General features: G+C 66.2%; 18 protein-coding genes. 11 read left to right on the top strand and 7 right to left on the bottom strand.

The window, feature by feature from the left end; all coding sequences use genetic code 11:
* Window positions 1-22: 22 nt before the first annotated feature.
* From ACNKW1_RS14310 to ACNKW1_RS14295, 4 genes are all read left to right on the top strand, one after another.
* Complete coding sequence (locus ACNKW1_RS14310; RefSeq protein WP_418365276.1) at window positions 23-553, top strand: hypothetical protein; 531 nt, start codon at window positions 23-25, stop codon at window positions 551-553.
* Entirely contained in the window at window positions 553-1722 is a 1170-nt protein-coding gene (locus ACNKW1_RS14305; RefSeq protein WP_418365275.1) for a glutaredoxin family protein, read from the top strand. The genes ACNKW1_RS14310 and ACNKW1_RS14305 overlap by 1 nt, the downstream gene beginning before the upstream one ends.
* Window positions 1723-1831: 109 nt before the next feature.
* On the top strand, window positions 1832-7507 hold the full coding sequence (gene uvrA, locus ACNKW1_RS14300; RefSeq protein ID WP_418365320.1) for an excinuclease ABC subunit UvrA: 5676 nt from the start codon (window positions 1832-1834) through the stop codon (window positions 7505-7507).
* A 120-nt stretch (window positions 7508-7627) separates the two neighbouring features.
* A complete protein-coding gene (locus ACNKW1_RS14295; RefSeq protein ID WP_418365274.1) occupies window positions 7628-8314 on the top strand; it encodes a cytochrome b/b6 domain-containing protein in 687 nt (228 codons plus the stop codon).
* 125 nt (window positions 8315-8439) lie between these two features.
* On the opposite strand, the gene ACNKW1_RS14290 is transcribed toward ACNKW1_RS14295, so the two are convergent.
* Window positions 8440-8892, bottom strand: coding sequence for a c-type cytochrome (locus ACNKW1_RS14290; RefSeq protein WP_418365273.1), 453 nt, complete (start codon window positions 8890-8892; stop codon window positions 8440-8442).
* Between the two features lie 260 nt (window positions 8893-9152).
* Here ACNKW1_RS14290 and ACNKW1_RS14285 point away from each other — a divergent pair, with 260 nt between their 5' ends.
* Window positions 9153-10799 carry a methyl-accepting chemotaxis protein gene (locus ACNKW1_RS14285; RefSeq protein WP_418365272.1) on the top strand — a complete coding sequence of 549 codons (1647 nt, stop codon included), beginning with the start codon at window positions 9153-9155 and terminating at the stop codon, window positions 10797-10799.
* A 63-nt stretch (window positions 10800-10862) separates the two neighbouring features.
* Here ACNKW1_RS14285 and ACNKW1_RS14280 read toward each other — a convergent pair whose 3' ends face one another.
* The gene (locus tag ACNKW1_RS14280) at window positions 10863-12338 is read right to left on the bottom strand and encodes a DegQ family serine endoprotease (protein WP_418365271.1); all 1476 of its coding nucleotides are present in this window, start codon (window positions 12336-12338) and stop codon (window positions 10863-10865) included.
* Between the two features lie 132 nt (window positions 12339-12470).
* Window positions 12471-14519, bottom strand: coding sequence for a TonB-dependent receptor plug domain-containing protein (locus tag ACNKW1_RS14275; protein ID WP_418365270.1), 2049 nt, complete (start codon window positions 14517-14519; stop codon window positions 12471-12473).
* A gap of 116 nt (window positions 14520-14635) precedes the next feature.
* Between ACNKW1_RS14275 and ACNKW1_RS14270 the strand changes: the two genes are divergently transcribed.
* Together ACNKW1_RS14270 and ACNKW1_RS14265 are read left to right on the top strand one after the other, a co-directional pair.
* Complete coding sequence (locus ACNKW1_RS14270) at window positions 14636-15562, top strand: hydrogen peroxide-inducible genes activator (protein ID WP_418365269.1); 927 nt, start codon at window positions 14636-14638, stop codon at window positions 15560-15562.
* A gap of 124 nt (window positions 15563-15686) precedes the next feature.
* Window positions 15687-16157: a Dps family protein gene (locus ACNKW1_RS14265; protein ID WP_418365268.1), complete on the top strand. Its 471-nt coding sequence runs from the start codon at window positions 15687-15689 to the stop codon at window positions 16155-16157.
* Window positions 16158-16248: 91 nt separating this feature from the next.
* Here ACNKW1_RS14265 and ACNKW1_RS14260 read toward each other — a convergent pair whose 3' ends face one another.
* The 4 genes from ACNKW1_RS14260 to ACNKW1_RS14245 form a co-directional block, all read right to left on the bottom strand.
* Window positions 16249-18807 carry a DNA topoisomerase III gene (locus ACNKW1_RS14260; RefSeq protein WP_418365267.1) on the bottom strand — a complete coding sequence of 853 codons (2559 nt, stop codon included), beginning with the start codon at window positions 18805-18807 and terminating at the stop codon, window positions 16249-16251.
* Window positions 18808-18912: 105 nt separating this feature from the next.
* Window positions 18913-19383 carry a DUF494 family protein gene (locus ACNKW1_RS14255; RefSeq protein WP_418365266.1) on the bottom strand — a complete coding sequence of 157 codons (471 nt, stop codon included), beginning with the start codon at window positions 19381-19383 and terminating at the stop codon, window positions 18913-18915.
* An 80-nt stretch (window positions 19384-19463) separates the two neighbouring features.
* The gene (dprA, locus tag ACNKW1_RS14250) at window positions 19464-20645 is read right to left on the bottom strand and encodes a DNA-processing protein DprA (protein WP_418365265.1); all 1182 of its coding nucleotides are present in this window, start codon (window positions 20643-20645) and stop codon (window positions 19464-19466) included.
* Window positions 20646-20682: 37 nt separating this feature from the next.
* Complete coding sequence (locus ACNKW1_RS14245) at window positions 20683-21714, bottom strand: LysM peptidoglycan-binding domain-containing protein (RefSeq protein WP_418365264.1); 1032 nt, start codon at window positions 21712-21714, stop codon at window positions 20683-20685.
* Window positions 21715-21895: 181 nt separating this feature from the next.
* On the opposite strand from ACNKW1_RS14245, the gene def reads away from it, so the two are divergent.
* The 4 genes from def (at window position 21896) to phnD (ending at window position 25459) form a co-directional block, all read left to right on the top strand.
* Entirely contained in the window at window positions 21896-22399 is a 504-nt protein-coding gene (gene def / locus ACNKW1_RS14240; protein ID WP_418365263.1) for a peptide deformylase, read from the top strand.
* Complete coding sequence (gene fmt / locus ACNKW1_RS14235; protein WP_418365262.1) at window positions 22399-23364, top strand: methionyl-tRNA formyltransferase; 966 nt, start codon at window positions 22399-22401, stop codon at window positions 23362-23364. The genes def and fmt overlap by 1 nt, the downstream gene beginning before the upstream one ends.
* 88 nt (window positions 23365-23452) lie before the next feature.
* Complete coding sequence (htpX, locus tag ACNKW1_RS14230) at window positions 23453-24295, top strand: zinc metalloprotease HtpX (RefSeq protein ID WP_418365261.1); 843 nt, start codon at window positions 23453-23455, stop codon at window positions 24293-24295.
* A gap of 237 nt (window positions 24296-24532) precedes the next feature.
* Window positions 24533-25459: a phosphate/phosphite/phosphonate ABC transporter substrate-binding protein gene (gene phnD, locus ACNKW1_RS14225; RefSeq protein WP_418365260.1), complete on the top strand. Its 927-nt coding sequence runs from the start codon at window positions 24533-24535 to the stop codon at window positions 25457-25459.
* Window positions 25460-25482 lie beyond the last annotated feature (23 nt).

The raw sequence follows: 25482 nt of genomic DNA, 5'->3' as shown, positions 1-25482 counted from the left end.
CCTGCTCCGTCTTACAATGCTCATGAAACCGCTGTCCCTGCTCGTTCCCATTCTGTCGCTGGCGATTCTTGCAGCCTGTTCGGCCGAACCGCAACAGGCGTCTGCGCCCGTCAAGGAAGCCACGCCCGAGGCCCCTGCTGCGGAAGCGGCGCGGGAGGATGCGGCGGCTGCCCGCCAGAACGCGGCGGATGCCGCTCGTGAGGCGCTGCAGAAGGCTGGCGAGGCTGCGCGCAAAGCTGGCGAGGCGGGTGCAGCTACCGTGCAGGCGGTCGTCGAGTCAGCCGAGGGGGCGATTCGTGACAGCGGACCTGCAGGTGAGGGCGAGTCCGCCACCGGTGCTCAGACGGTACGCGATGCGAAGGAGGCTGCCGAGCAGGCGGCACACCGCATCGCAGAGGCTACGCGCGATGCTGCGCAGCGTCTGAGGGAAGTCGGCAAGGGGGCGATCGAGAGCGTACGTCCCAGGCCCGACGGGGAGTTGGGTGAACCGGCGCCGGTAGAGGAGCGTACCTTGCCGGAGGCAGAGGCCGAAAAGGACAGTTCGGAGAAGTGATGTCCGCCGCGATGCGGCAAGTGGGGATGGCGGCAGCGCTCGGACGCGTGCTGGTCTTTCTCGCCCTGTTTTTTCCCTTGCCTGTCTGGGCGAGCGGCGATGCAGAAGCTGCTTCGCCGCTGGTGCTTCCACCGCCAGGAGAGCTTCAGGTTTTCGTTCGCGATGGCTGTCCGCATTGCGCCGACGCGAAGACTTATCTGGATGAACTCCAGCGCATCCGCCCCGATCTTCGCATCGTGTTACGCCAGGTCGATCGCGATCCCGCTGCGCGTGACGTCCTCGTCGCGATCAGCCAGGCCGTCGGTGCCTGGCCGCCCGGGGTGCCGACCTTCGTGTATGGCACGCAGGTACTGGTCGGATTCGACGACGCGGCGCACACGGGCTCGGAACTGGAGCGGCTGATCGAGGCCTTGCCGCCGCCACCGCGCGACCGGTTCGAATCTGCGCTGTTCGGCACCCTGAGCGTCAGCGAACTAGGACTGCCACTGTTCACGCTCGCGCTCGGCCTGCTCGATGGCTTCAATCCGTGTGCGATGTGGGTGCTGCTGTTCCTGCTCTCGCTGCTGGTGCGGCTGAAGGACCGGCGGCGCATGGCGATGGTGGCCGGAACCTTCGTGCTTGCCAGCGGTGCGGTGTATTACGCCTTCATGGCCGCGTGGCTCAACGTGTTCCTGTTCGTCGGCATGACCGACGCGCTGCGCATCGGCCTCGCAGCACTCGCCATGCTGATCGGTCTGGTCAACGTGAAGGATTTCTTTGCGTTTCGCCGTGGCGTCTCGCTGTCCATTCCCGAATCGGCCAAACCTGGCATCTATGCCCGGGCACGTGCCATCCTGAAGGCTAGATCACTGTCGGCCTCGCTGGTGGCCGTCGCCGTCCTTGCCGTGGGGGTGAACTTCGTCGAGCTGTTGTGTACTGCCGGCCTGCCAGCGATCTATACCGCGGTACTCACCCAGCATGCGCTCTCGCCGCAGGCGCATTACGGTTACCTCGCTCTCTACATCCTCGCCTACATTGCCGACGATGCACTGATGGTGGGGACGGCGGTGCTGGCGCTTGGCAGTGGAAAGCTCACCGAGCGTGGCGGGCGCGTGCTCAAGCTGCTGTCGGGGGCGGTGATGCTCGCACTGGGCACCGTAATGCTGCTGCGACCGGCGTGGCTGATGTAGAGGATCAGGCGTGAAACGCTTTTCGTGTCATCGGGAGCTTTTCCTGCGCGCATGAGTCCGAGGCGGGTCCGCGCCTAAAATGGCGGCTTACATCCTCGTGTTCGAGTCCATGTCCAAGTCCGAAACTCGCTACACCCCGGTCGATGCCCCCGCCCCGATCGTCGACGCCATCCGCATCCGCGGTGCGCGCCAGAACAACCTGCGCAACCTGTCGCTCGACCTGCCGCTGAACCGCCTCACGGTGGTGACCGGCGTGTCCGGCTCGGGCAAGTCCTCGCTGGTGTTCGACACCCTGTACGCAGAGGGTCAGCGGCGCTACGTCGAGACCTTCTCGCCCTACGCGCGCCAGTTCCTCGACCGCATGGACAAGCCGCAGGTGGATCGCATCGAGGGCGTGCCGCCGGCGATCGCGATCGACCAGACCAACCCGGTGCGCACCTCGCGCTCGACGGTGGGCACGATGACCGAGCTCGCCGACCACTTCAAACTGTTGTATGCGCGCGCCGCTCACCTGCATTGCCGTTGCTGCGGCAAGCCGGTACGCCGCGATTCAGCGGTCAGCATCGCCGCCGATCTGCGCGCGCGCGCTCAGGCGGAAGGCGACCCGCGCCTGGTGGTGTGCTTTCCGGTGCCGGTGCCGTCCAACTTCAGCGAAGCGGAGGTGACCGGCCTGCTTAACGCACAAGGCTACACCCGCATCCAGGAACGCATTGCCGGTGCCGGCGCCGAGGGACAGGACGTGCTGCAGGTGGTGCAGGATCGCTTCCGCGCGTCGAACGCCGAGGACGCGCGCCTGGCCGAGGCGCTGGAGACGGCACTGCATCGCGGCTACGGGCGCGTGTCCGTCTATGCGTCGGGCGAGGGTGTGAAGTCGGAGTCCAAGGATCGGACGCCGGGCGAGGCGGTGTGGCGCTACTCGTCTGGCCTGCACTGCGCGGACTGCGACATCCACTACTCGGACGCCACCCCCGGCCTGTTCTCCTTCAATTCGCCGATCGGCGCCTGCGAGACCTGCCGCGGCTTCGGCCGAGTGATCGGAGTCGATTTCGGGCTGGTGGTGCCGGACGAGTCGAAGACGCTTGCCGAAGGCGCGGTGAAGCCGTGGCAGACCGAGAGCTACCGCGAGTGCCAGGCCGATCTCGAGAAGATGGCGAAGAAATATGGCGTGGCGATGGACATCCCGGTGCGCGACCTGCCGCCCGAGCATCGCCAGTGGCTGTTCAAGGGCGACCCGAAGTGGAAGAACTGGGACAGCTCGTGGCCGCGCTACTGGTACGGCGTGCGCCACTTCTTCGACTGGCTGGAGACCAAGGCCTACAAGATGCACATCCGCGTGCTGCTGTCGCGCTACCGCAGCTACACGGAATGCCCGGCCTGCCACGGCGCGCGGCTGAAGCCGGATGCGCTGCTGTGGCGGTTGCCGGTGGGTGACAAAGGTCTCGCGATCCACGAGCTGATGGCAATGCCGGTCGATCGCATCCGCGACGCCGTCGCCGCGCTGCACATCCCTGGCGTGTCTGACGAAGCCACCGAGCTGGTGCTGGGCGAGATCCGCAGCCGGCTGAACTATCTTGCCGACGTCGGCCTCGGCTACCTGACGCTCGATCGCCAGTCGCGCACCTTGTCGGGTGGCGAGGTGCAGCGCATCAACCTGACCACCGCGCTCGGCACCTCGCTGGTGAACACCCTGTTCGTGCTCGACGAGCCTTCGATCGGCCTGCACCCGCGCGACATCGGCCGCATCCTCGGCGTGATGACACGGCTGCGCGATGCCGGCAACACGCTGGTGGTGGTGGAGCACGACCCGCAGGTGATGGTCGCCGCTGACGAACTGCTCGAGATTGGCCCCGGCCCGGGAGAGCGTGGCGGCAACATCGTCGCGCGCGGGACGCCGGCCGAGATCGCCGCCAACCCGGATTCGGTGACCGGCCCCTGGCTGGCGGGCAGGAAGCGCATCGACGTCGATCGTCCGCCGCGGCCGGTCGATGACGCCACGCCGCGCATGACTCTGGTCGGCGCGCGCCAGCACAACCTGCGCGACCTGACCGTCGGCTTCCCGCTGCAGCGCCTGACCTGCCTGACCGGCGTGTCCGGTTCGGGCAAATCGACCTTGATCCAGGACGTGCTGTTTCCGGCGCTGGCCAAGCATTTCGGCGAGGCATCCGAATCACCGGGCGATTTCGACCGCCTCGAAGGTGTGGATAAGTTGCGCGGTGTGGTCATGGTCGACCAGTCGCCGATCGGCAAGAGTTCGCGTTCCAACCCGGTCAGCTACGTCGGTGCCTGGGACCCGATCCGCAACCTGTTCGCCGCCCTGCCGGAGGCGAAGCAGCGGGGTTACTCCCCCGGTACTTTCAGCTTCAATGCCGGCCACGGCCGCTGTCCGACCTGCACCGGCTCGGGCTTCGAGCATGTCGAGATGCAGTTCCTGTCCGACGTGTGGCTGCGCTGTCCGGACTGTGACGGCAAGCGCTACCGCCCGGAAGTCCTTGAACTGAAATGGAATGGGCGTTCTGTCGCGGATATTCTGGAACTGACGGTACATGAGGCGCTGGACGTGTTCCGCGAACACCCGAAGGTGCTTGCCGCCCTGGCGCCGCTGGCAGATGTCGGTCTCGACTACCTGCGCCTCGGCCAGCCCGTGCCGACGCTGTCGGGTGGCGAAGCGCAGCGGCTGAAGCTCGCCGGCCATCTCGCCGAGGCAGCACAGAGAAGACCTGTACGCAAAGCCAGGGTTGTGGATAACTTTGTTGGCAAATCTGTTGACAACATCGGAAACGCGCCCGAACCCGGTCTGCTGTTCCTGTTCGACGAACCCACCACCGGCCTGCACTTCGAGGACGTCGCCAAGCTGCTCGGCGCCTTCGACAAGCTGCTGCAGGCCGGCCATTCGCTGATCGTCATCGAGCATAACCTCGACGTGATCGCTGCATCCGACTGGATCATCGACCTCGGCCCGGAAGGGGGTGAAGGCGGCGGCGCGGTGGTGATCGAGGGGACGCCGGAGGTCGTGCGCGGGCACGAAAGCTTGCATACCAGCAGGGCATTGCGCGACTACGCGGCGGAACTGGAGAAGACGCGCACGGCGCCGCGGGTCGCCGCCGAGCCGCGGGTGGAATATCGCCCGGTTGCTGCACCGGCGATAGAGATCCGCCATGCACGCGAGCATAACCTGAAGAACGTCAGTCTGCAGATTCCGCGCGACCAGTTCACCGTGATCACCGGCCTGTCCGGCTCGGGCAAGTCCACGCTGGCCTTCGACATCGTGTTCGGCGAGGGGCAGCGCCGTTACCTGGAGTCGCTCAACGCCTACGCGCGCCAGTTCGTCCAGCCTGCCAGCCGACCCGACGTCGACGGCCTGTTCGGCATCCCGCCGACGGTGGCGATCGAGCAGCGCACCAGTCGCGGCGGGCGCAAGAGCACGGTGGCGACGCTGACCGAGATCCACCCCTTCCTGCGCCTGATGTACGTGAAGCTGGGCACGCAGTTCTGCCCCGACTGCGACGTGCCGGTGACGCCGCAGAGCTTCGAGGCCATCGTCGCCCAGGTCCAGCGCGAGCTGCGTGGCGCGTCCATCGAAGTGCTGGCGCCGCTGGTGGTCAACCGCAAGGGCCTGTACACCGACCTCGCCAAGTGGGCGCGCGGCAAGGGCCACGCGCAGCTGCGCGTCGATGGCGAATACCTGCCCACCGCCAAGTGGCCGCGGCTGGACCGCTACAAGGAGCACAACATCGAGCTGCCCACCGGCATGGTGGTGGTGCAGCCGGAGAACGAGGCCACGCTGCGCGAGTTCGTGCGCCAGGCGCTGGACATCGGCAAGGGCGTGATCAAGGTGCTCGAGATCGGCAAGCTCGGCGCGGTGCCGGTCACCTTCTCCACGCTGCGCGCCTGCCCCAACTGCGGCACCGGCTTCCCCGAGCCCGATCCGCGCCTGTTCTCGTACAACGCCAAGCATGGCTGGTGCCCCAAGTGCTACGGCACCGGGCTGAAGACGGCGGCGCGCATCGAGGACCCCGACGCGCTCGACCTCGGCGATGCGGAAGAGGTCATCGTCAGCGACGAGCCCTGCTCCGCCTGCGACGGCGCGCGCCTCAATCCGGTGGCGCGCGCGGTGCGCTTCCGCGACCTCGGCCTGCACCAGCTCGCGGCGCAGCCGGTCGACAAGGCGGCGGGCTTCTTCGCCGATCTGGCGCTCAACGAGCGCGAAACGGACATCGCGCGCGACCTCGTCGGTGAAATCCGTGGGCGGCTCGCCTTCCTGCAGCATGTGGGCCTCGGCTACCTCGCGCTGGACCGCGCCGCGCCCACGCTTTCCGGGGGCGAGGCGCAGCGCATCCGCCTGGCGGCGCAGCTCGGCTCCAACCTGCGCGGCGTGTGCTACATCCTCGACGAGCCGACGATCGGCCTGCACCCACGCGACAATCGCCTGCTGCTCGACACCCTGGAAGAACTGCGCGACCGCGGCAATACGCTGCTGGTCGTGGAGCACGACGAGGACACCATCCGCCGCGCCGACCATGTCATCGACCTCGGCCCCGGCGCCGGCGTGCGCGGCGGCCGGGTGGTGGCCGAAGGCCGCATCGACGACCTGCTGGCCGCGCCCGAATCCGCCACCGGCGAATGCTTCCGTCACCCGCTGCAGCATCCGCTGCGACCGCGCCGCGCGGTGGCGGACGACCATGCGGCAATCCGCATCGAGGGCGCCAGCCTGCACAACCTGCGCGATATTTCGGTGCGCATCCCGCTCGCGCGCCTGACGGTGGTGACCGGCGTGTCCGGCTCGGGCAAGTCCAGCCTGGCGCGCGACGTCATCCACGCCAACCTGCGGGCGCGGCTGGGTGACCCCGAGGCCACCCGCGCCCGCCGTCGCGGCCAGGTCCAGCCGGAGGAGGTCGACCAGGCGCTGGTCGGCTGCAAGGGCCTCCACGGCTGGCAGCAGGTCGGCCGCGTGCTGGAGGTGGACCAGACCCCGATCGGCAAGACGCCGCGCTCCTGCCCGGCGACCTACGTCGGCTTCTGGGATGCGATCCGCAAGCTCTTCGCCGACACTTTCGACGCCCGCACCCGCGGCTGGAACGCCTCGCGCTTCTCCTTCAACACCGGCGCCGGGCGCTGCCCGGTGTGCGATGGCGCCGGCCAGACCACCGTCGAGATGAACTTCCTGCCCGACGTGAAGACGCCCTGCGAGGCCTGCGGCGGCGCGCGCTTCAACCCGGAGACGCTGTCGGTGCGCTGGAAGGACAGGACGGTCGCCGAAGTGCTGGCGATGCCAGTGGACGAGGCGGTGGATTTCTTCTCGGCGCACCCGGCCATCGCTCACCCGCTGCAGCTGCTGCAGGACGTCGGCCTTGGTTACCTGACCCTGGGCCAGCCCAGCCCGACGCTGTCGGGTGGCGAGGCGCAGCGAATCAAGCTGGTGACCGAACTGGCCAAGGTGCGCCGGCGACCGGGCGACGCGGAGGACACCGGCGGTGTGCCGTTGCCGGCCGACAAGCACAGCCTCTACGTGCTCGACGAGCCCACCGTCGGTCTGCACATGGCCGACGTGGACAAGCTGATCCGCGTGCTGCACCGCCTGACCGACGCCGGCCATACCGTGCTGGTGATCGAGCACGACCTCGACGTGATGGCTGAGGCCGACTGGCTGATCGACCTCGGCCCAGAGGGCGGCGATGGCGGCGGCCACGTGGTGGCCGAGGGTCCACCAGAGGTGGCGATGGCGACACCGGAATCGCACACCGGTCGCCACCTGCGTGAGTTCCTGGCGCAGCGCAAGGCCGGATGATGCAGTGCAGCGGAACCATGGCATGATGTCCTGGTCATGGTTCGTCATGGGCGCCGCCCGCTCCTGCGGGTCGAGGCGGGGCTTGGCCGCCAAACCAGCATCGATGAAGGGAAGAAAGCAATGAACACACGCAAGATCCGCATCTGGGACCTGCCCACCCGAATATTCCACTGGCTGCTGGTCGTGCTCGTGGTCGCCGCCTACGTCACCGGCCAGATGGGTGGCAGCATGATCGAATGGCATGGGCGCGCTGGCGTGGCGATCACCGGCCTGCTCGCCTTCCGCATCGTGTGGGGCATCGTCGGCTCCACCTACGCGCGCTTTGCCGATTTCGTGCCCACGCCCGGCCGCATTGGCAGTTACCTGCGCGGCCAGTGGAACCGGCCCGGCCATAACCCGCTCGGCGCGCTGTCGGTGTTCGCGCTGCTTGCGATCATGATCTTCCAGGCGGTTACCGGCCTGTTCTCGAATGACGAGATCGCCTTCTCCGGCCCGCTGCGCGACCTGGTGAGTTCCGCGACCAGCGACCAGCTCTCGGGCCTGCACCGGCAGAACTACTGGGTGATCATCGTCTTCGTCGCGCTGCATGTCGGCGCGGTGATGTTCTACGCGCTGGTGAAGAAGGACGACCTCGTCAAGCCGATGATCACGGGCGTGAAGGAAGTCGCCGACCCGGCGCACGAGCCCGCCCGTGGCGGTGGCACGGTGGCCTTCATTGTCGCCCTCGCGCTCACCGCGGCGGTGCTTTACTTCGCCACCGGCAGCTTCATCGAGCCGCCGCCCCCGCCGCCGCCCGCGGCGTGGTAAGGACGCGAGGCGGGCCTGCCAGCAAGCGGCCCGACCGCTGCGGTCAACGAAAAAGCCACCCCTGATGCGGGGTGGCTTTTTCGTGTGCGCCGACGAGGCTCGTGCCCGCGTCGGCGTGTGCAGGATCACTCCATGCGGTACTTGTCGTGACAGGCCTTGCAGCTGCTGCCGGTGTCGGCGAAAGCCTTCTGCACCGCGGCCTTGTCACCGCTGGCCGCGGCCGTCGCGAGCGCGGCGGCGTTGGTGTTGAACTCGGTGGCGATCTTGCCGACGTCCTGCATGTTCTCGAAGAACTCGGGCTTGACGCGGGTCTTCACGTTACCGATGTCCTTTTCGGTGCCCGGGCCGTACAGCGCGCCCATGCCCGAACCGGCGATGCCAGCGATGGCCGCTGCTGCGGCTTGAACCTGCTGGGCGTTGTATTCGCCCTCGAGATTGGCCTTGATCTTGCCCATGTTCCAGCTCATGAAGCTATAGCCGGCCTGACGGTACTTGATCTGGTCCTCGGGTTTGACCTGGGCCGAAGCGGCGGTCGCGAGGGACAGGGAGATGATGCCGAGAGCGATTGCTTTTTTCATGTGGAACCTCCTGGTTCGTTGCTGGGGAAGTCTTCAGTGGTGCCGCGATATGCCGCCCGAACATGCGTTCGCGCTGCAAGGGATGCCTCTGGTCCGGGGCTGTACTGCATACGTATGGCTCATATCACGAGAACCTTATATCAAAATTCATTGATGTGGGTCATGCTTACTCGCCAGAATATTGCTTTTTCGGCCTAAAGCATCCTGCATTTCGGTCGTTGAAGCGGATGTTGATCGATCAGGAAAGGTAAGGTTCCCAAATGAACGTCGGACAGCAAAACTCGACAAAGCGTGTCTACTCGACGCCGATCTGGCTTCGGCTCACCGGAGTCATCTGGCTGATGATGGTGCTCGCCTTCGGCAGCATGATCGCCTGGGAAACGAAGGTGAACCGCGAGACGGCGATCGATCAGGCGAAGGACTTCGCTGCGGCGATCAACGAGATGACCATGGCCGGGCTGACCGGAATGATGATCACCGGCACCGTAGGGCAGCGCGACGTCTTTCTTGACCAGATCAAGGAGCTCTCGGTGGTGCGCGATCTGACCGTGTTGCGTGGCGAGGCCGTGAGCAAGGTGTATGGCGACGGGGGCGGCGGCGCGGTAGCGGTCGATGCCGACGAGCGCTCCGCCCTGAGCGAAGGCCGCAGTACCTTGCGTGTAGAACACAGCGCCGAGCATGGCGAGCATCTGCGCGTCGTCATTCCCTCGCTTGCATCGAGGAACTGGCTGGGCAAGGACTGTATCCTCTGTCACCAGACCAGCGAAGGAACCCCTCTGGGTGCGGTGTCGATGCGGATCTCGCTCGACAAGGCGAATGCGGCGGTGACGGAGTTCCGCAACGAAAGCATCGCATTTGCGCTCCTGGTGTCGATTCCGCTGATTGGTTTCGTCTACTTCTTCATCAGCCGCTTCGTTACCCGCCCGCTCGACCAGCTCAATGCCGGGATGGCCGAGATTGCCGCGGGCGGCGGCGACCTGACGCGCCGGTTGCCGGTGCGCGCTGGTGACGAGATCGGGCGTGCAGCGAGCTCCTTCAACCAGATGCTCTCGACCCTGGGCGGGCTCGTGCGCCAGGTTGGGGATTCGGCGACCTCGGTGACGCAGGCTGCGCATGGTCTGGCCAAGGATGCGGAAAGGGTTGCGGAGAGCTCGCACCGGCAGAATGAAAGCTCGGTCACGGCTGCAAATGCGGTCGATGCGATGGTGGAGAGCATCTCCGACATCGCCACGCGTACCGAAGGCGTTCGGGAACGCTCGCATGACAGCCTGCGACGCTCCCAGGAGGGCACGCAGAGTCTCGCCCGCCTGGTTGGCGAGGTCGGGGGAGTCGAGACAGCGGTGCGACAGATGGCCGACGCGGTGTCGGCGTTCGTGGCATCTGCCCAGGCCATCACGCGCATGACCGGTGAGGTGCGCGAAATTGCCGAGCAGACCAACCTGCTCGCGCTCAATGCCGCGATCGAGGCAGCGCGTGCCGGCGAGCAGGGGCGGGGTTTCGCGGTGGTCGCGGATGAAGTACGCAAGCTGGCGGAGAAGTCGGCCAAATCGGCTGGCGAGATCGACACCATCACGCGCGAGGTCACCAGCCGTTCTGATTCCGTGCAGTCGGCAATCGACCGCGGCCTGGATCACCTTGCCTCCAGCCGCGAGATGGCCGACGCGGTGCAGCAGGTGCTGGCAGCAGCCAACTCGCTGGTGGTGGAGGTTGGCGAGGGCTTGGACCGTATTGCCGACGCAACCGGAGAGCAGCGCAATGCGAGCGAGTCCGTCACGCATAGCATTGGCGAGATCGCAGGCATGGCGCAGAACAACAACCAGGCGCTGGAGCAAACGGTCGCTTCGGCGCGCGAACTCGGCGAACTCGCCTCTCGGCTGCAGGAGTCGGTTGCGCGTTTCCGCTTCTGAACGTGCCTGCGCCGCCGACCAGACTTGGCGGCGGCGCAGGCTTTCCCGCTGCTGTCCGTCGGCTTACTCGATGCGGACGGGTACGAAGATGCGGGCGTTTCCACGCTGGATCAGCACCGCGAAGCGATTACCCGCCCCCTCGAGCAGGGCGCGCAGTTCAGTGACGTTCTTCACCTGCTGGTTGTTCACCGCAAGGATCACGTCGCCTCGCTGCAGCCCGGCCCGGGCGGAAGGGCCGTCGACACTCTCGATGATCACGCCGCCGCGCAGGCTCAGTTCCGCTGCTTCCTGGGCGGTCAGGGTGCGCGCGCTGAGTCCGAGTCGTTCGTTCAGACGCTCGACCTGGCTGGGTGTGACCTCGCCCGCACTGGCAAGCGTCTCGGTTTTCATCTCGTCCAGCGTCGCGGTGATGCTGCGACTGCGGCCGTCACGCCAGACTTCCATCTTCACCCGGGTGCCGGGCCGCTTTTCACCGATCACCCGCGGCAATTCCGCTGAATCGTTGATGCGGCGACCATCCACGCTCAGCACGACGTCGCCTGCCTGCAGGCCCGCCTTCTCGGCCGCGCTGTCCGGCTCCACGCTGGCGACCAGCGCGCCGTAGGCCTCCGCGAGTCCGAAAGACTGCGCGAGATCCTTGTCGACGCCCTGGATTGCGATGCCCAGACGCCCTCGTTGTACGCGGCCATGCTCCACGAGCTGGTCCTTGATGTTCATCGCGACGTCGATCGGGATCGCGAACGAGATGCCCATGAAGCCGCCCGAGCGTGAATAGATCTGCGAGTTGATGCCGATCACCTCGCCGGCGAGGTTGAACAGCGGCCCGCCCGAGTTGCCCGGGTTGATCGCGACGTCGGTCTGGATGAAGGGCACATAGGTTTCGTCCGGCAACCTGCGTGCCTTGGCCGAAATGATGCCCGCAGTCACCGTGTTCTCGAAACCGAAGGGCGAGCCCATGGCCACCACCCATTCGCCCACACGAGCGTCGTCGGCGTTGCCGATTCTCACAGCCGGGAGATCCTTGGCGTCGATCTTGAGCAGGGCGACGTCTGTGCGCCGATCGACGCCGACGACCGAGGCCTTGAACTCGCGCTTGTCGATCAGCGTGACCGTGACCTCCGAGAGCGCGGGATCCGTGTTCTCGTCCGTGACGACGTGGGCGTTGGTCAGCACGTAGCCATCCCGACTGACGATGAAGCCCGAGCCGATGCCCTGGCGCGCACGCGGACCCATGCCGGGCTGGCCGGGGAAGCCCGGCATGGGTACTCCGAAGCGGCGCAGGAAATCGTAGAAGGGATCGTTGGCCATGGGGTTTTCACCCATCGTGCCCTGCGTACTGCGCTGCACCACGCGGATGTTGACCACGGCAGGACCGACCTGCTCGACCAGGTCGCCGAAATCCGGCAACCCGTAGCGGTTCGGGCTCACCATGGAGGCTGCCGGCGCCGCCTGGGCATGTGCGTGGGGGATGAGGGCGCCGCCGGGCAGGGCGGCAGCGATCGAAAGGGCGAGAGTTGTGGTGAGGATGTGTTTGCGCATGATCGAGTCCGTACTGAATTCCAGGTTCGACGACGGGAGGTGGACGCCGAAGTGCGTCCGGTGTTCCCCGATTCGCATTCGCTTGCAGATCCAGCGTGCGGTGGAGCGTATTGGGCGGCCTGGAGGCCTGCGCTAGAAGGTCGTCTCCAGGCTCAGGTAGATGTGTGGCGAGCTCTCGTTCGGTGTGCGACCGCGATACTGTGACGTCGCCTGCAGCGGCTTGTGTGCAAGTTCCTGGTGGCGGCCGAGCAGGTTGGTGGCGGTCACGCGCGCCTGAACCGGCTGGCTTCCGAGCCGGAAGCTGCGGCCCATGCTCCAGTCGAGGGTGGTGTAGGCCGGAACGCTGTAACGCAGTCCGGGAACGTGATTCGTCCCGGCCTCGAGCGGCCCCATGCGCATCACGCTCAGCATGGAGCGCCACGCGCCCAGTTGCTGCAGCCAGCTCAGGGTGGCGGTATGCGGCGCGATGCTGCCACGCACCACGGGGTCGTCAGCGCGGCGGTCGATGACGCTATGGGTGAATAAAAGGGTTGTGCCGGCGCTCGGCTTGAAGCTGAGTTGGTATTCGATCCCCGTCAGACGGATCCTGCCCGGCATGTTGGTCCACTGCGTCGAACCCATCACCGGATCCAGGGGCAAGGTCGGGGCGACCGGGGTGCGGTGGATGTAGTCCCGGATGCGCTCGTCAAAGATGCGTGCGTCGAGCAGGCCGCCGAACGGGAAGGCGCCCAGGTAGCCGAGCTCCCAGGTGTCGATGCGGGCTGGCCCGAGTCCGGGGTTGGGGGTATGGCGCTGGTTGACCGCACCAAGCCCCGCGGCGCTGACGACCACGTTGACCCAGCGCTCGTGCAGCGTGGGCTGGCGCCATGCACGCGCATGGCCGAGGCGCCAGGTGCTCGAGGCGTCAGGCTGCCAGTTCAGGAAGACGCGCGGCGCCAAGCGTACACTGTCGCCTTCGATGTGTTCGGCCATGGCGCCGATGTTCCACAGCCATTCGGGCGCCATGCGCCATTCGCCGTTGCCGAACAGGCGCCACTCCTGCCGCGTGGGTTTGCGACCGTCGCTGAACAGGAAGTCCGACTGGATCCGGTCGTAGCGCCAGCCCGCACCCCACAGCAGGCGCAGCCCTGCCGTGGGTTCGAAGCGATGCTGGAATTCGATGTCATCGCGCTGGCTGCTGCGGTTGTTGTTGACATCGCCATAGGTATCCGGGAGCAGGCCGCACAGAGCGCCGCAGTTCGCAAGCGAATGCACCTGCCAGGCATCCCGGGTGCGCTCGCTGTTGTGATACCACGACAGCAGCCACTCTTCCTCGGCCGAGGGCGCATGGCGCCATTTGGCGTGCAGCGAGTAGTCGCGCTGCCGGAGGTTGCGCTCGCCGCTGCCGTCGAACAGTGTGCCGGTGTAGCCGACGCCGAGCTTGCCATCACTGTAGGCTGCGGAGAACTCAAGCGCATTTGCCGGATCGATCTGAAGGTCGCCGCGCAAGCCGAGGACGCGCAGGCGCTGGTCGTCGCGCAGACCAGACCAGCCGTCGTCGCGTGATTCCTGAGCGGTGATGCGCAGCCCCAGCGGCCCATCGTGCATGACTGCACGGCCAGTCACATCGGCGATGCCATGACCGCCGAGGCGCACGCCGACCGAACTGCCAGTTTCGGCTGCGGTGTGCCGGGTGAGGATGTTCACCACGCCGAGAAAGGCGTTGGATCCGTAGCTGGCGGAGTTCGAGCCGCGCACGATCTCGATGCGCTCGATATCCTGCAGCGCCAGCGGAATGGCGCTCCAGTTCGCGCCGCCGGAATAGTGAGGAGAGTAAATGGAGCGGCCATCGACCAGCACCTGCATCTGGTTGGGGTATTCCGCCCCGAGCCCGTGATAGGTGACCCACTGCTGGTTGCCGCGCTCCTGGGCGACCTGCATGCCGGGCACGAGCCGGAACAGCCGGGTCAGGTCGCGGTACCCGGTGGCTGCGATGAACTCGGCATCGAGTACGGTCATGGCCGCCGGGGTGTCGGACAGGGGCTGGGGCAGGCGCGATGCGCTCAGAACGACCGGCAGCGGCTGGAAGAAGCTCTCTTCCGCCTGCACCGACAGCCCGATGCCCAGGGTCATCAGGGCGATGATTGACGAGGGGAGTCGGGTGGCATGAAACGGCATCGGCGCGGGAAGCAGCGTGGGCACGGAGTGCGCAGTATACCCATCCTCAGCGGGGGCTGGCTGAGCACCTGTCGCGCCTTACGGGGTAACATTCGCCATCGCCTGCATCGGTTGCCCGGACTGGATTGTCCGCCCACCTCATGACCCTCACCGACTTACGCTATCTCGTCGCACTCGCCCATGAGCGCCATTTCGGCCGCGCAGCCGAGAAATGCCACGTCTCCCAGCCAACGCTGTCGGTCGCGGTGAAAAAGGTCGAGGAAGAACTCGGCATCCAGCTCTTCGAGCGCAGCGCCGCTGAAGTCAAGATCACCGAGACCGGCCGAAAGATCGTCACGCAGGCGGAAAAGGTGCTGATGGAAGCGAGCCAGATCGCGGAGATCGCCGCGGCCGGCAAGGATCCGCTCTCCGGGCCGCTGCGCGTTGGCGTGATCTACACGATCGGCCCTTACCTGCTGCCGAGGCTGATCCCGCGTGTGCACCAACTCGCGCCCAAGATGCCCCTGATCATCCAGGAAAACTTTACTGCGCGTCTGTCCGAGGCGCTCAAGCGCGGCGAACTTGACGTGATCATTCTCAGCCTGCCCTATGAAGAGCCGGGCATTGTGGCCCAGCCGGTCTATGACGAGCCGTTCCGTGTGCTGCTGCCGGTGGAACACCCGTGGACCGCGGAGAAATCCATCTCCGCGGAGCACCTGGCCGACGATCAGCTACTGCTTCTCGGTGCAGGCAACTGTTTCCGTGAGCAGGTGCTCGAGGTGTGCCCGAGCTGCCGCAACATTGGCGGCCTGCAACGCACGCTGGAAGGCAGTTCGCTGGAAACCATCCGGCACATGGTCGCCACCGGTCTCGGTGTCACCGTGCTGCCGAGTTCCGCAGCCGATGATGCATCGACGCAGAACCCGCTCGTGTCCGTGCGCCCCTTCTCCGATCCGCAGCCTTCGCGCCGGGTCGCGCTGGCGTGGCGGGTGACCTATCCCCGAAGCGGTGCGATCGATGTGTTGCGCACTGCGATTCTGGACAGCGGTCTGCCCGGCGTGAAGCCGGTCGGCCGGAAACCGTCGTGATAGCCCTTCTGGATGAAGGGAATCTCCATGATCAATTGGATCAATTGGCAGGATTGGCTTAGCATCTGACTGTACGCGGCACCTGCGGGTGTCCCATGAGCAACGTATCGAAAGGAGAGTCGGCATGGATATCGATATCGGCATCAACAAGAAGGATCGCGCGAAGATCGCGGAAGGCCTGTCCCGCCTGCTGGCCGACAGCTACACGCTGTACCTGACAACGCACAATTTTCACTGGAACGTGACCGGGCCGATGTTCAACGCCCTGCACACGATGTTCGAAACGCAGTACAACGAACTCGCACTGGCGGTGGACGAGATCGCCGAGCGCATCCGCGCCCTGGGCTTCCCGGCCCCTGGTACCTACAAGGAGTTCCAGAAGCTCACAAGCATGAGCGAGCCCGAAGGTGTTCCGAGCGCGCAGGAAATGATCCGCCTGCTGGTGCAGGGCCAGGAAGCGGTGATCAAGACTGCACGCAGCATTGCCCCGATCGCCGACAAGGCGAGCGACGAGCCCACGCTTGACCTGCTGACCCAGCGCATGCAGGTGCATGAGAAGACCGCCTGGATGCTGCGCAGCCTGCTCGAAGCTTGAGCCGCCGGCAGGCGGTGATCAAATGAGAAACGGGCCCTTGAGCCCGTTTCTCATTTGCGGCGTTCACTGTGCCAGGTCCAATCCTGCTGGATCAGCCCGCCTTCTTGCGGGTTGACGCTCGCTTGGGCGCGGGTGCCTCGTCGGATTCCTTCTCTGCCGCGGTCTTGGCACCTGCCTTGGGCGCCTTCGGTGCCTTGGCCTCGAATTCGAAGCCAACCTTGCCGTCCTTGCCGCGCACCAGAAAAGCGGAGAACTTGCGCCGCGTGCGTGCCGATACGAAGCCCTTGAGCAGGTCGGTCCTGCCTTCGGTCAGCAGCTTGGCCATCTGCTCGCGCTCGATCGGTTGCTGCAGGATGATCTTGCCGGAGCGGAAATCGCAGCTCTTGCCCGGCCCGACAGACTTCTCGCACACGTAGGCCATGCCGTGCTCGAACACGCGGCTGGCGCATTTGGGGCAGGCGCCGATGCTTTCCTGCGCGGAGAAATCCACCGCCTCGGCTTCTTCGCCTTCCTTGGGCTGGCCGAAGTCGAAGGTGGGCTGCTTGTCCTCGTTCAACACGATGTCGGCGTTGAACAGTCGCCCCATCTTGTTACGGAAGCCGAGCAGCGGGCCGACCTTGCCCGCGCGCAGCAGGGTCTCGATCTCGTCGTATTCGAACTGGCGGCCGGCGACGATCTTCCAGGTGCTCCAGTCGCAGCTCTGGCAGGCGAACTTCTTGTAGTTCTCCTTCACCACGCCGCCGCACTTCGGGCAGGGCGTCTGCAGCGTGACGAACTCGCCGGGCACGGTGTCGGATTCAAAACGCTTGGCGCGCTCGACCACCTCGCGCGTCATCTCGGCGATCTCGTTCATGAAGGCTTCGCGGCTGAGCTTGCCGTGCTCCATCTGCGTGAGCTTGTATTCCCAGCCGCCGGTCAGTTCCGGCGAGGTCAGCGCAGTGACGCCAAGGCCCTTCAACAGCGTGATCAACGAGAAGGCCTTGGCGCTCGGGATCAGCTCGCGGCCTTCGCGGTGGATGTACTGCTCGCTGATCAGGCCTTCGATGATCTGCGCGCGTGTGGCGGGGGTGCCGAGACCGCGCTCGGCCATCGCCGCGCGCAACTCCTCATCGTCCACCATCTTGCCCGCGCCTTCCATTGCGGAGAGCAGTGTGGCTTCGTTGAAGCGCGCCGGCGGCTTGGTCTGCAGCGACTTGACCACGATGTCCTCGGTGGACACGGTCTCGCCCTGCTTCACCGCGACCAGCTGCGGGGCGCTGCTTTCCTTGGTGTCTTTCTCGTCGTTGGCGGCTTCCTTGCCATACACCGCCAGCCAGCCCGGATTGACCAGCACCTTGCCCTCGGTCTTGAAGGCCTCGCCCTCGACGCGGGTGATGCGGGTGGTGATCTGATACTCGGCCGCCGGGTAGAACACCGCCAGGAAGCGCTTGGTGACGAGGTCGTAGATCTTGTGCTCGGCGTCCGACAGGCTCTTCGGCAGCGCCCCGGTGGGGATGATGGCAAAGTGGTCGGAGATCTTGGCGTTGTTGAAGATGCGCTTGTTGGGCTTCACCCAGCCCTGCTTGGCGATCTCGTTGGCGAAGGGCGCGTACTGGTCGGGCAGCGTGCGCATGACCTCGCTCACGGTGGCGAGGTAGTCCTCGGGCAGTGCGCGTGCGTCGGTACGCGGGTAGGTCAGCACCTTGTGCTTCTCGTACAGCGCCTGGGCGAGTTGCAGCGTCACCCGGGCGGAGAAGCCGAAGCGGCCGTTGGCCTCGCGCTGCAGGCTGGTGAGATCGAACAGCAGCGGCGACAACTGGGTGGAGGGCTTGGCCTCTTCACTGACCACGCCCGGCTTGCCTGCGCACTTGCTGCGGATGGCCTCGGCCTGGGCCTTGTCCCACAGGCGGAAGGCGGTGGCGTGTTCGTCGCCCTCGGGCTTCCTGAACTTCTCGTCGAACCAGCGCCCCGGGTACTCGCCGGCGGCGCAGCCAAAGCGTGCTTCGAGTTCCCAGTAGTCCCGCGACTTGAACTTGCGGATCTTGTCCTCGCGCTCCACGACCATCGCCAGCGTCGGTGTCTGCACGCGGCCTACCGTGGTGAGGTGGAAGCCCCCGGTCTTGGAGTTGAACGCGGTCATCGCGCGCGTGCCGTTGATGCCGATCAGCCAGTCGGATTCGGCACGACAGATCGCCGCGTTGCGCAGGCCCTCGACCTCCTGCGCGGCGCGCAGGTGGGCGAAGCCGTCGCGGATCGACTGCGCGGTCATCGACTGCAGCCACAGGCGCTGCATCGGCTTCTTGCTGCCGGCGTGCTGGGCGATGAAGTTGAAGATCAGCTCGCCCTCGCGGCCCGCGTCGCAGGCGTTGATGAGGCCGGTGACATCCTTGCGCTTGATCAGCCGGGTGAGCAGCTTCAAGCGGTCCTCGGTCTTCTCGATCGGCTTGACCGCGAAGTGGGGCGGGATGACCGGCAGGTGGGCGAAGGTCCACTTTCCGCGCTTGACCTCGAACTCCTCGGGCACGGTGAGCTCGAGAAGGTGACCGACGGCCGACGACAGTACGTAGTCGTCGGACTCGAAGTAGTCCTTCTCCTTGGTGAAGCCGCCCAGCGCACGGGCGATATCCTGCGCGACGGAAGGCTTTTCCGCGATGATCAGTTGCTTGCTCATGCTCTATGGAAAGCGAGTGGCGCGCCAACGGGGGACGCGTCGGTTGGGAAGCGGCGGATGATACGGACGCCCTGCGGGTGCAGACAAGTCGTGCAGGGGCTGGGTTCAGTGCAGCGTGGGTTCGTAGGCCCAGTCGTCTTCCTCGGTCAGCAGTTCATCGACCATCAGCATGTCGATCTGCTCGTCCTGCTGCCACAGCACCATCAGCACGATGACCTTGAGACGGTTGAGCGTGATCGTGAAATCGTCCAGCGCCATGGCGCGCTCGATGATCAACTCGCGATGCGCGGCGGACAGCACGCCGGCGCTTTCCAGCAGGCTGAGGAAGCCGCGACAGCGCGGATCGAGCTGGGCCTGCTCCTCGTCCGTGTAGATGCGCACGGATCCGGCGCTCGGGGCCAGCCCCGGATGGATGTCGCGCGAAACGCGCCGCAGGCCGGCGAGCCAGTCCAGCGCCTCGGAGATGTCCTCCTGGTCGAAGCCGGCCGCCGAGAGCTTGCGCGTGAGCAGGTCCGTCTCGGGGAAGGCATCGGTGTGGATGTAGCTTTCGAACAGATAGACGAGGATGTCGAACAAGGCGGCCTCTTGTGGGTGCGGCGCTTGCCGGACGTGCGGTGCGTCGCGGCGGAGGGTCTTGCGGGACGGTGCGGCCGGTTTCAGGTGCGCTGGAAGCGACCGCCAGGCAATCTGGCCAGCAAGCCCTCCAGCTCGAGTGGCAGCAGGATGGCGTAGAGGGCATCCACCGTCAAGCCAGCCTGTGCCGCCAGCGTGTCGATGTCCACGGCCTCCTGACCGATGAGTGCGAGCAGGCGGGTGCTCTCGTCATCGAGTTCGAGCGCATGCTGGATGGGGCCGGGCGCGACCTGCGGCAGCGCTTGCCCTGCGTCCGCGGGCACCCTTCGCCTGCCGCGTTTTGCAGCTGGCGCGGCGTGGAGGGCGGGCAGACCGAGCCGGCCGCGCAACTCCTCGATGACGTCTTCCGCAGTCTCGACCAGTTTCGCCCCGTCGCGGATCAGGCGGTGGCAGCCCCGAGAAAGGGGGGAGTGGATGGAGCCGGGTATGGCAAACACTTCACGCCCACTTTCGGTGGCCAGACGGGCGGTGATCAGTGAGCCGCTGTTTACCGCAGCTTCCACAACCAGCACTCCTTGCGCGAGGCCTGCGATGAGGCGGTTGCGGCGTGGAAAGTTGTGCGGAAGCGGCGGGGTGCCGAGGGGCAGCTCGCTCACCACCGCGCCGGTATGTGCGATCTCGCGCGCAAGCGGAGCGTTGCGTGCCGGGTAGATACGGTCGATACCGGTGCCGATGACCGCCACCGTTCCGCCGCCCTCAGGCCCAGCCGCGAGGGCACCGCGGTGCGCTGCGGCGTCGATGCCGAGGGCGAGCCCGCTGACGATGGAGAAGCCCTGTCCTGCGAGCGCGTGCGCGAAGGCTTCGGCATTGGACATACCTTGCGCGGTGGCCGAACGCGCGCCGACCAGTGCGATGCCGTTGCGCAGCAGCAGCTCGGGGCGGCCTTTGACGTACAGGAGCAGCGGTGGGTCCGCGATGTCGAGCAAGCCTTGCGGATAGTTCTCGTCAGCCAGGGTCAGGATCTGGTTGCCGGGCTCGTCCGCCCACGCGAGGCTGCGCTCGATGGCTTCGGTGTCGGGGTCCGCAAGGATCGCGTCAGCCGATTCGCGCCCCACGACCGCAGCGAGCGCGCTGCGGTTGGCGTTGAAGATGTGGTGGGGCAGGCCGAACGCCGCCAGCAGATTGCGCTGGCGGCTTGCGCCCAGCCCCGGGATCGAGGCCAGGCGCAGCCAGTGCGAGCGCTCGTCCCCTGCGGGCTTCAGCATGAAGCGGGTGAGTGCGCACGCACCGGGGCGGCGATACTCAGGGTTTGCGCACTGCGTCGGAAATCGTCACCTGGCCGTCTGATTCCATCACCAGCGCGTAGGAGACACGATCGAACACGCGGAAGACGAACACCAGGCCGTAGCGCTTCTCCGGCAACTGGTAGGTTTCCTTGCCGTTCTCGCCGGTGTACTCGGCGACGCCACGGTTCCGATACAGGGTCAGCACATGACCGCGCTCGACCCCATCCTGTTCGCCGACGTTGAGCGCAACCACGTGGAGACGGCCCGTTTCGCTGACGCCGCGGTGGATGGCGATGACGCGGCCTTCAACGTCCTGCTCGGGGGCGTGCGGAGCGTAGGAGAAAACGCTCGGTGTCTCGCTCGGCATCATCAGGTCGCCAACGCCGATTTCCTCGACTGCGGAGGTGATCTCGAGCGTGGTGGGGTTGCCGCGCTCGGTGACGCGGGCAGTGCCCAGATAGGCGGCCTCCCAGGCGATGGTCTCGTGTGTCAGCGGATCCTCGAGCGGGCGTGCGGGGCGGTAGATGTGCCACACTTCGGTATCGGGATCTACGTTCTTTGCGAACACCGTATCGCCCGAGCCCGTCAGCACGCGGCTGGTTTCGGTGGCGATGATGGTGGCGGAGCCTTCCAGGCGCGGCTGGTCGACGACCAGCGGTCGGTTCAGGAAGGGTTCGATGACCTGCAGCGGAATGCTGGCCACCGCGGCGTCAAGCGCTTCGGTGTAGATCCTCGGGCGGATGCCCTCGTCCTGCGCACCGACGCGCTGACCGATCGTCAGCCACGGGCCGCTGCGGTCGAGCAGGATGACCTGGCCGGGATAGATGAGATGCGGGTTGCGGATCTGGTCGCGGTTCAGGCGCCAGACTTCAGGCCAGCGCCAAGGCTGCCGGAGGAAGCGTCCGGAGATGTCCCAGAGCGTGTCGCCGCGAACCACCGTGTAGCTGTCAGGCGCATTGTCGGCAAGTTGCACGCCGGACTGGGCATGAGCGGTCGCGCCGAGGAGGGTCGCGAAGCCAACGAGCAGAGGGAATATAATTCGAATCATTGTTCGCATCCGGTCGGAGCGGAGCTGGCCGGGAGGATCCCGGAACACCGCGGACTGATCAGGGTCGAAACCGGTAACGAGCGCTGTCGCAAACTGCTCCGGTATCCCGTCGTAATGCATGCATGAGCATGCGAAACCGCTCGAAATTCTGCACTTAAAGACTTATCCCAGCAAGGCATTCATGGCTCTCCTACCCATTCTCCGTTACCCCGATCCTCGCCTGCACACGGTTGCCCGACCGGTGGCGGAGGTGAATGACGAAATTCGCCAATTGGTGAAGGACATGGCCGAGACCATGTACGAGGCACCCGGGATCGGTTTGGCCGCGACCCAGGTGGATTTTCATCAGCGCGTCATCGTCATCGACGTCAGCGAAGACCAGACCGGTCTCATGGCGCTCATCAACCCCGAGATCCTCGAGCGCGATGGCGAGCAGGTGCATGAGGAAGGTTGCCTGTCCGTACCCGGAATCTACGAGAAGGTGACGCGTGCCGAACGTGTGAAAGTTCGCGCCCTGAACGAAAAAGGCGAATCTTTCGAGTTCGAGGCCAATGGACTGCTCGCGGTGTGTGTGCAGCATGAGATCGACCATCTCGATGGCAAGGTCTTCGTCGAGTATCTCTCGCAGCTCAAGCTCGGCCGCATCAAGGCCAAGCTGGCCAAGAAAGCGCGCATCACCGCGTGATGGCCGCGCCTTCATCCACGGCTCGCAGCGGCTTGCGTGTCGCTTTCGCAGGAACGCCCGAATTCGCCGCGACCGCGCTCGAGGCCATCCTCGCCGCAGGGCATGAGGTGTCGCTGGTGCTGACCCAGCCCGACCGCCCCGCCGGGCGCGGCATGAAACTGACGCCCAGCGCGGTGAAGACGCTTGCGCTCGCACGCGGCATCGAGGTCGATCAGCCCGAGAAGCTGCGCACCGAGGAGCAGCGCGCACGCCTCGCCGCGTGTGCGCCCGACGTGCTGGTGGTGGCTGCCTACGGTCTGATCCTGCCCAAGGAGGTGCTGGATTTGCCGCGCCTGGGCTGTCTGAACATCCACGCCTCGCTGCTGCCGCGCTGGCGGGGTGCAGCCCCGATTCACCGCGCGATCGAGGCGGGTGACGCCGAGACCGGTATCACCATCATGCAGATGGACGAGGGACTGGACACCGGCGCCATGCTGCTCAGGCGCGCCACCGCCATCCTGCCGACCGACACCACGGCCAGCCTGCATGATCGCCTTGCAGCGCTGGGGGGCGAGTGCATCGTCGAGACGCTGGCAGCCCTGCCGCGCGGTGGGCTGATCGCAACGCCGCAGCCGGCCGAGGGGGTGACCTACGCCGCCAAGATCGCCCGCGCCGAGGCCGTGATCGACTGGACACGCCCGGCGAACTACATCGAGCGCATGCTGCGCGCTTTCGATCCCTTTCCCGGGGCGGCATCCTGCCTGCGCGACACCTTGGTGAAGTGCTGGGCCGGAGAGGTCGTGCCCGGCGACGGCGCGCCTGGCACAGTGCTCGCGGCCGACGACGGCGGGATTACCATCGCCTGTGGCCGTGACGCTTTGCGTTGCACGGTGTTACAGCGCCCGGGCAGCAAGCGCCTGCCCGCAGGGGAATTCCTGCGTGGATTCCCGGTCTCTGTCGGCGAGCGCTTCGCATCTGCAGCATGAGCGCTGGCGGCGTCCGAAGTGGCCTTGAAGGCGGCCCCGGGCGCCCCAAGCTACACTGACGAATCAATCTTGCAGGAAGGATCCCGCAATGTTCGGAAACTGGATCAAGACCTCCATCCTGATGGCCGGCATCGTCGCCCTGTTCGGCGCGATGGGCGCGGCCATCGGCGGCCAGCAGGGCATGCTGATCGCGCTCGTGATGGGCGGTGCGATGAACGTCTGGGCCTACTGGTTCTCGGACAAGATGGTGCTGAAGATGTACAAGGCGCGTGAGGTCGATGCCGCCTCTTCGCCCTACCTGTACAACATGGTCGCCGAACTCGCGCGCCGCGCCGAGTTGCCCATGCCCAAGGTGTACATCATCGACGAGGCCCAGCCCAACGCCTTCGCCACCGGCCGCAACCCTGAGAACGCCGCAGTTGCGGCCACCAGCGGCATCATCCGCATGCTCTCCGAGCGTGAGCTGCGCGGTGTGATGGCGCACGAACTGGCGCACGTGAAGAACCGTGACATCCTGATCTCGACCATCTCGGCGACGGTCGCCGGCGCAATCTCGATGCTTGCCAACTTCGGCATGTTCTTCGGCGGGCGTGACGGCGAGAACCGTCCCAACCCCATCGTGAGCATCGTGATGATGATCCTCGCGCCCCTGGCCGGCATGGTCATCCAGATGGCGATCAGCCGCACGCGCGAGTTCGGTGCGGACCGAGGTGGCGCGGAGATCTCCGGCGACCCCGAGTCGCTCGCCAGCGCGCTCGCCAAGATCGATGCCTACGCGCGTGGCATCCCGATGCATACCGCCGAACAGCATCCCGAGACGGCACAGATGATGATCATGAACCCGCTCTCCGGCGGGGGGTTGCGCGGCCTGTTCTCCACTCACCCGTCCACCCAGGACCGCATCGCCCGTCTGCGCGCAATGGTGCGCTGAGGCTAGCGAAGCCGGCGGGTGCGCCCGCCCGCTGCAAGCTGCTCCCGAACGCGGTAGCATTCGCCCCTTGGCGGGCAATCGTGGCCGATCTTCGTTCGGCCCGCCCGCCGCGGAGCGTTCTCTCCGCGCCTCGTTGCCTGGCATTGCACCGGGCGGATTAAGTCCCGGCGCACCTGCACCAGGACGGCTGGCTTGCCGTGCGTTCGCGCGCCGGCTGCCGAAAATCGGGAGTAGTTCATGCACGACATCCATTCTGCAGGACGCAGAGGCTTTCTGCTGTCTTCGGCCGCGCTCGCGCTCGCTGGCGTCCTGGGTTCAAGTTCTGGCGCGGCGTTTGCCGCACAGCCGCCGGCCCGACTGGTCATTACCGCGATTCCGGACGACGGCGACGCCGATCGCATGCGCGAGCATTTCGGCGCATTGGCTCGCCTGCTTGGCCAGGCAACAGGCATTCCGGTCGAGTACATGCACGTCGAGAACTACGCCGCCAGCGTCACCGCGCTTGCGACCGGCCGTGCCCACATTGCCTGGCTCGGTGCCGTGACCACGGCGCAGGCGCGCATGCAGATGGGCGAAGCGCTCACCGTGCTGGGCTGCCGCGACATCGACAAGCGCTTCGTCAGCTATTTCATCGCCAACCCGTCGACCGGCCTGACGCCGGTGAACGATCTCGCCGCACTCGCCAAAGCGGCCCAGGGCAAGGGCTGGAGCTTCACCTTCGGCAGCAAGAGCAGCACCTCCGGGCACGTGATGCCGCGCAAGTTCTTCATGGACCAGACCGCGAGCACGCCGGAGAAGGTGTTCCGCACCGTGGCCTATTCGGGTAGTCACGACGTGACCCTGCGCATGGTGGCCGACGGCACGCATCAGCTCGGCGCCCTGAACTACGCGTCCTGGGACAAGGCCGACGAGGCGCTCAAGGCTCGTGCGCCGATCGTCTACAAGACCCCGACCTACATCGATTACGCCCTTGCCGCCCGTGCCGACCTCGGCCCCGAACTGCTGACGGCCTTGCGCAGCGCGCTGCTGTCGATCGACGGCAGCACGCCCGAGGGTGCACAGGTGCTGAAGTACCTCAAGGCCGGCAGCTTCGTCGAAGCCGAAGTGGGCGAGTGGCAGCATTACGTCGACCTGCTCGAGTCCGGGCTCGACATCGGCGGCTGAGCGCCGCGCGGGCCGTTCCCCGA

The organism is Thauera sp. WH-2, assembly GCF_048321015.1.
In the GTDB taxonomy this organism is placed as follows: domain Bacteria; phylum Pseudomonadota; class Gammaproteobacteria; order Burkholderiales; family Rhodocyclaceae; genus Thauera.
This window is presented reverse-complemented; position numbering and strand designations above follow the sequence as displayed.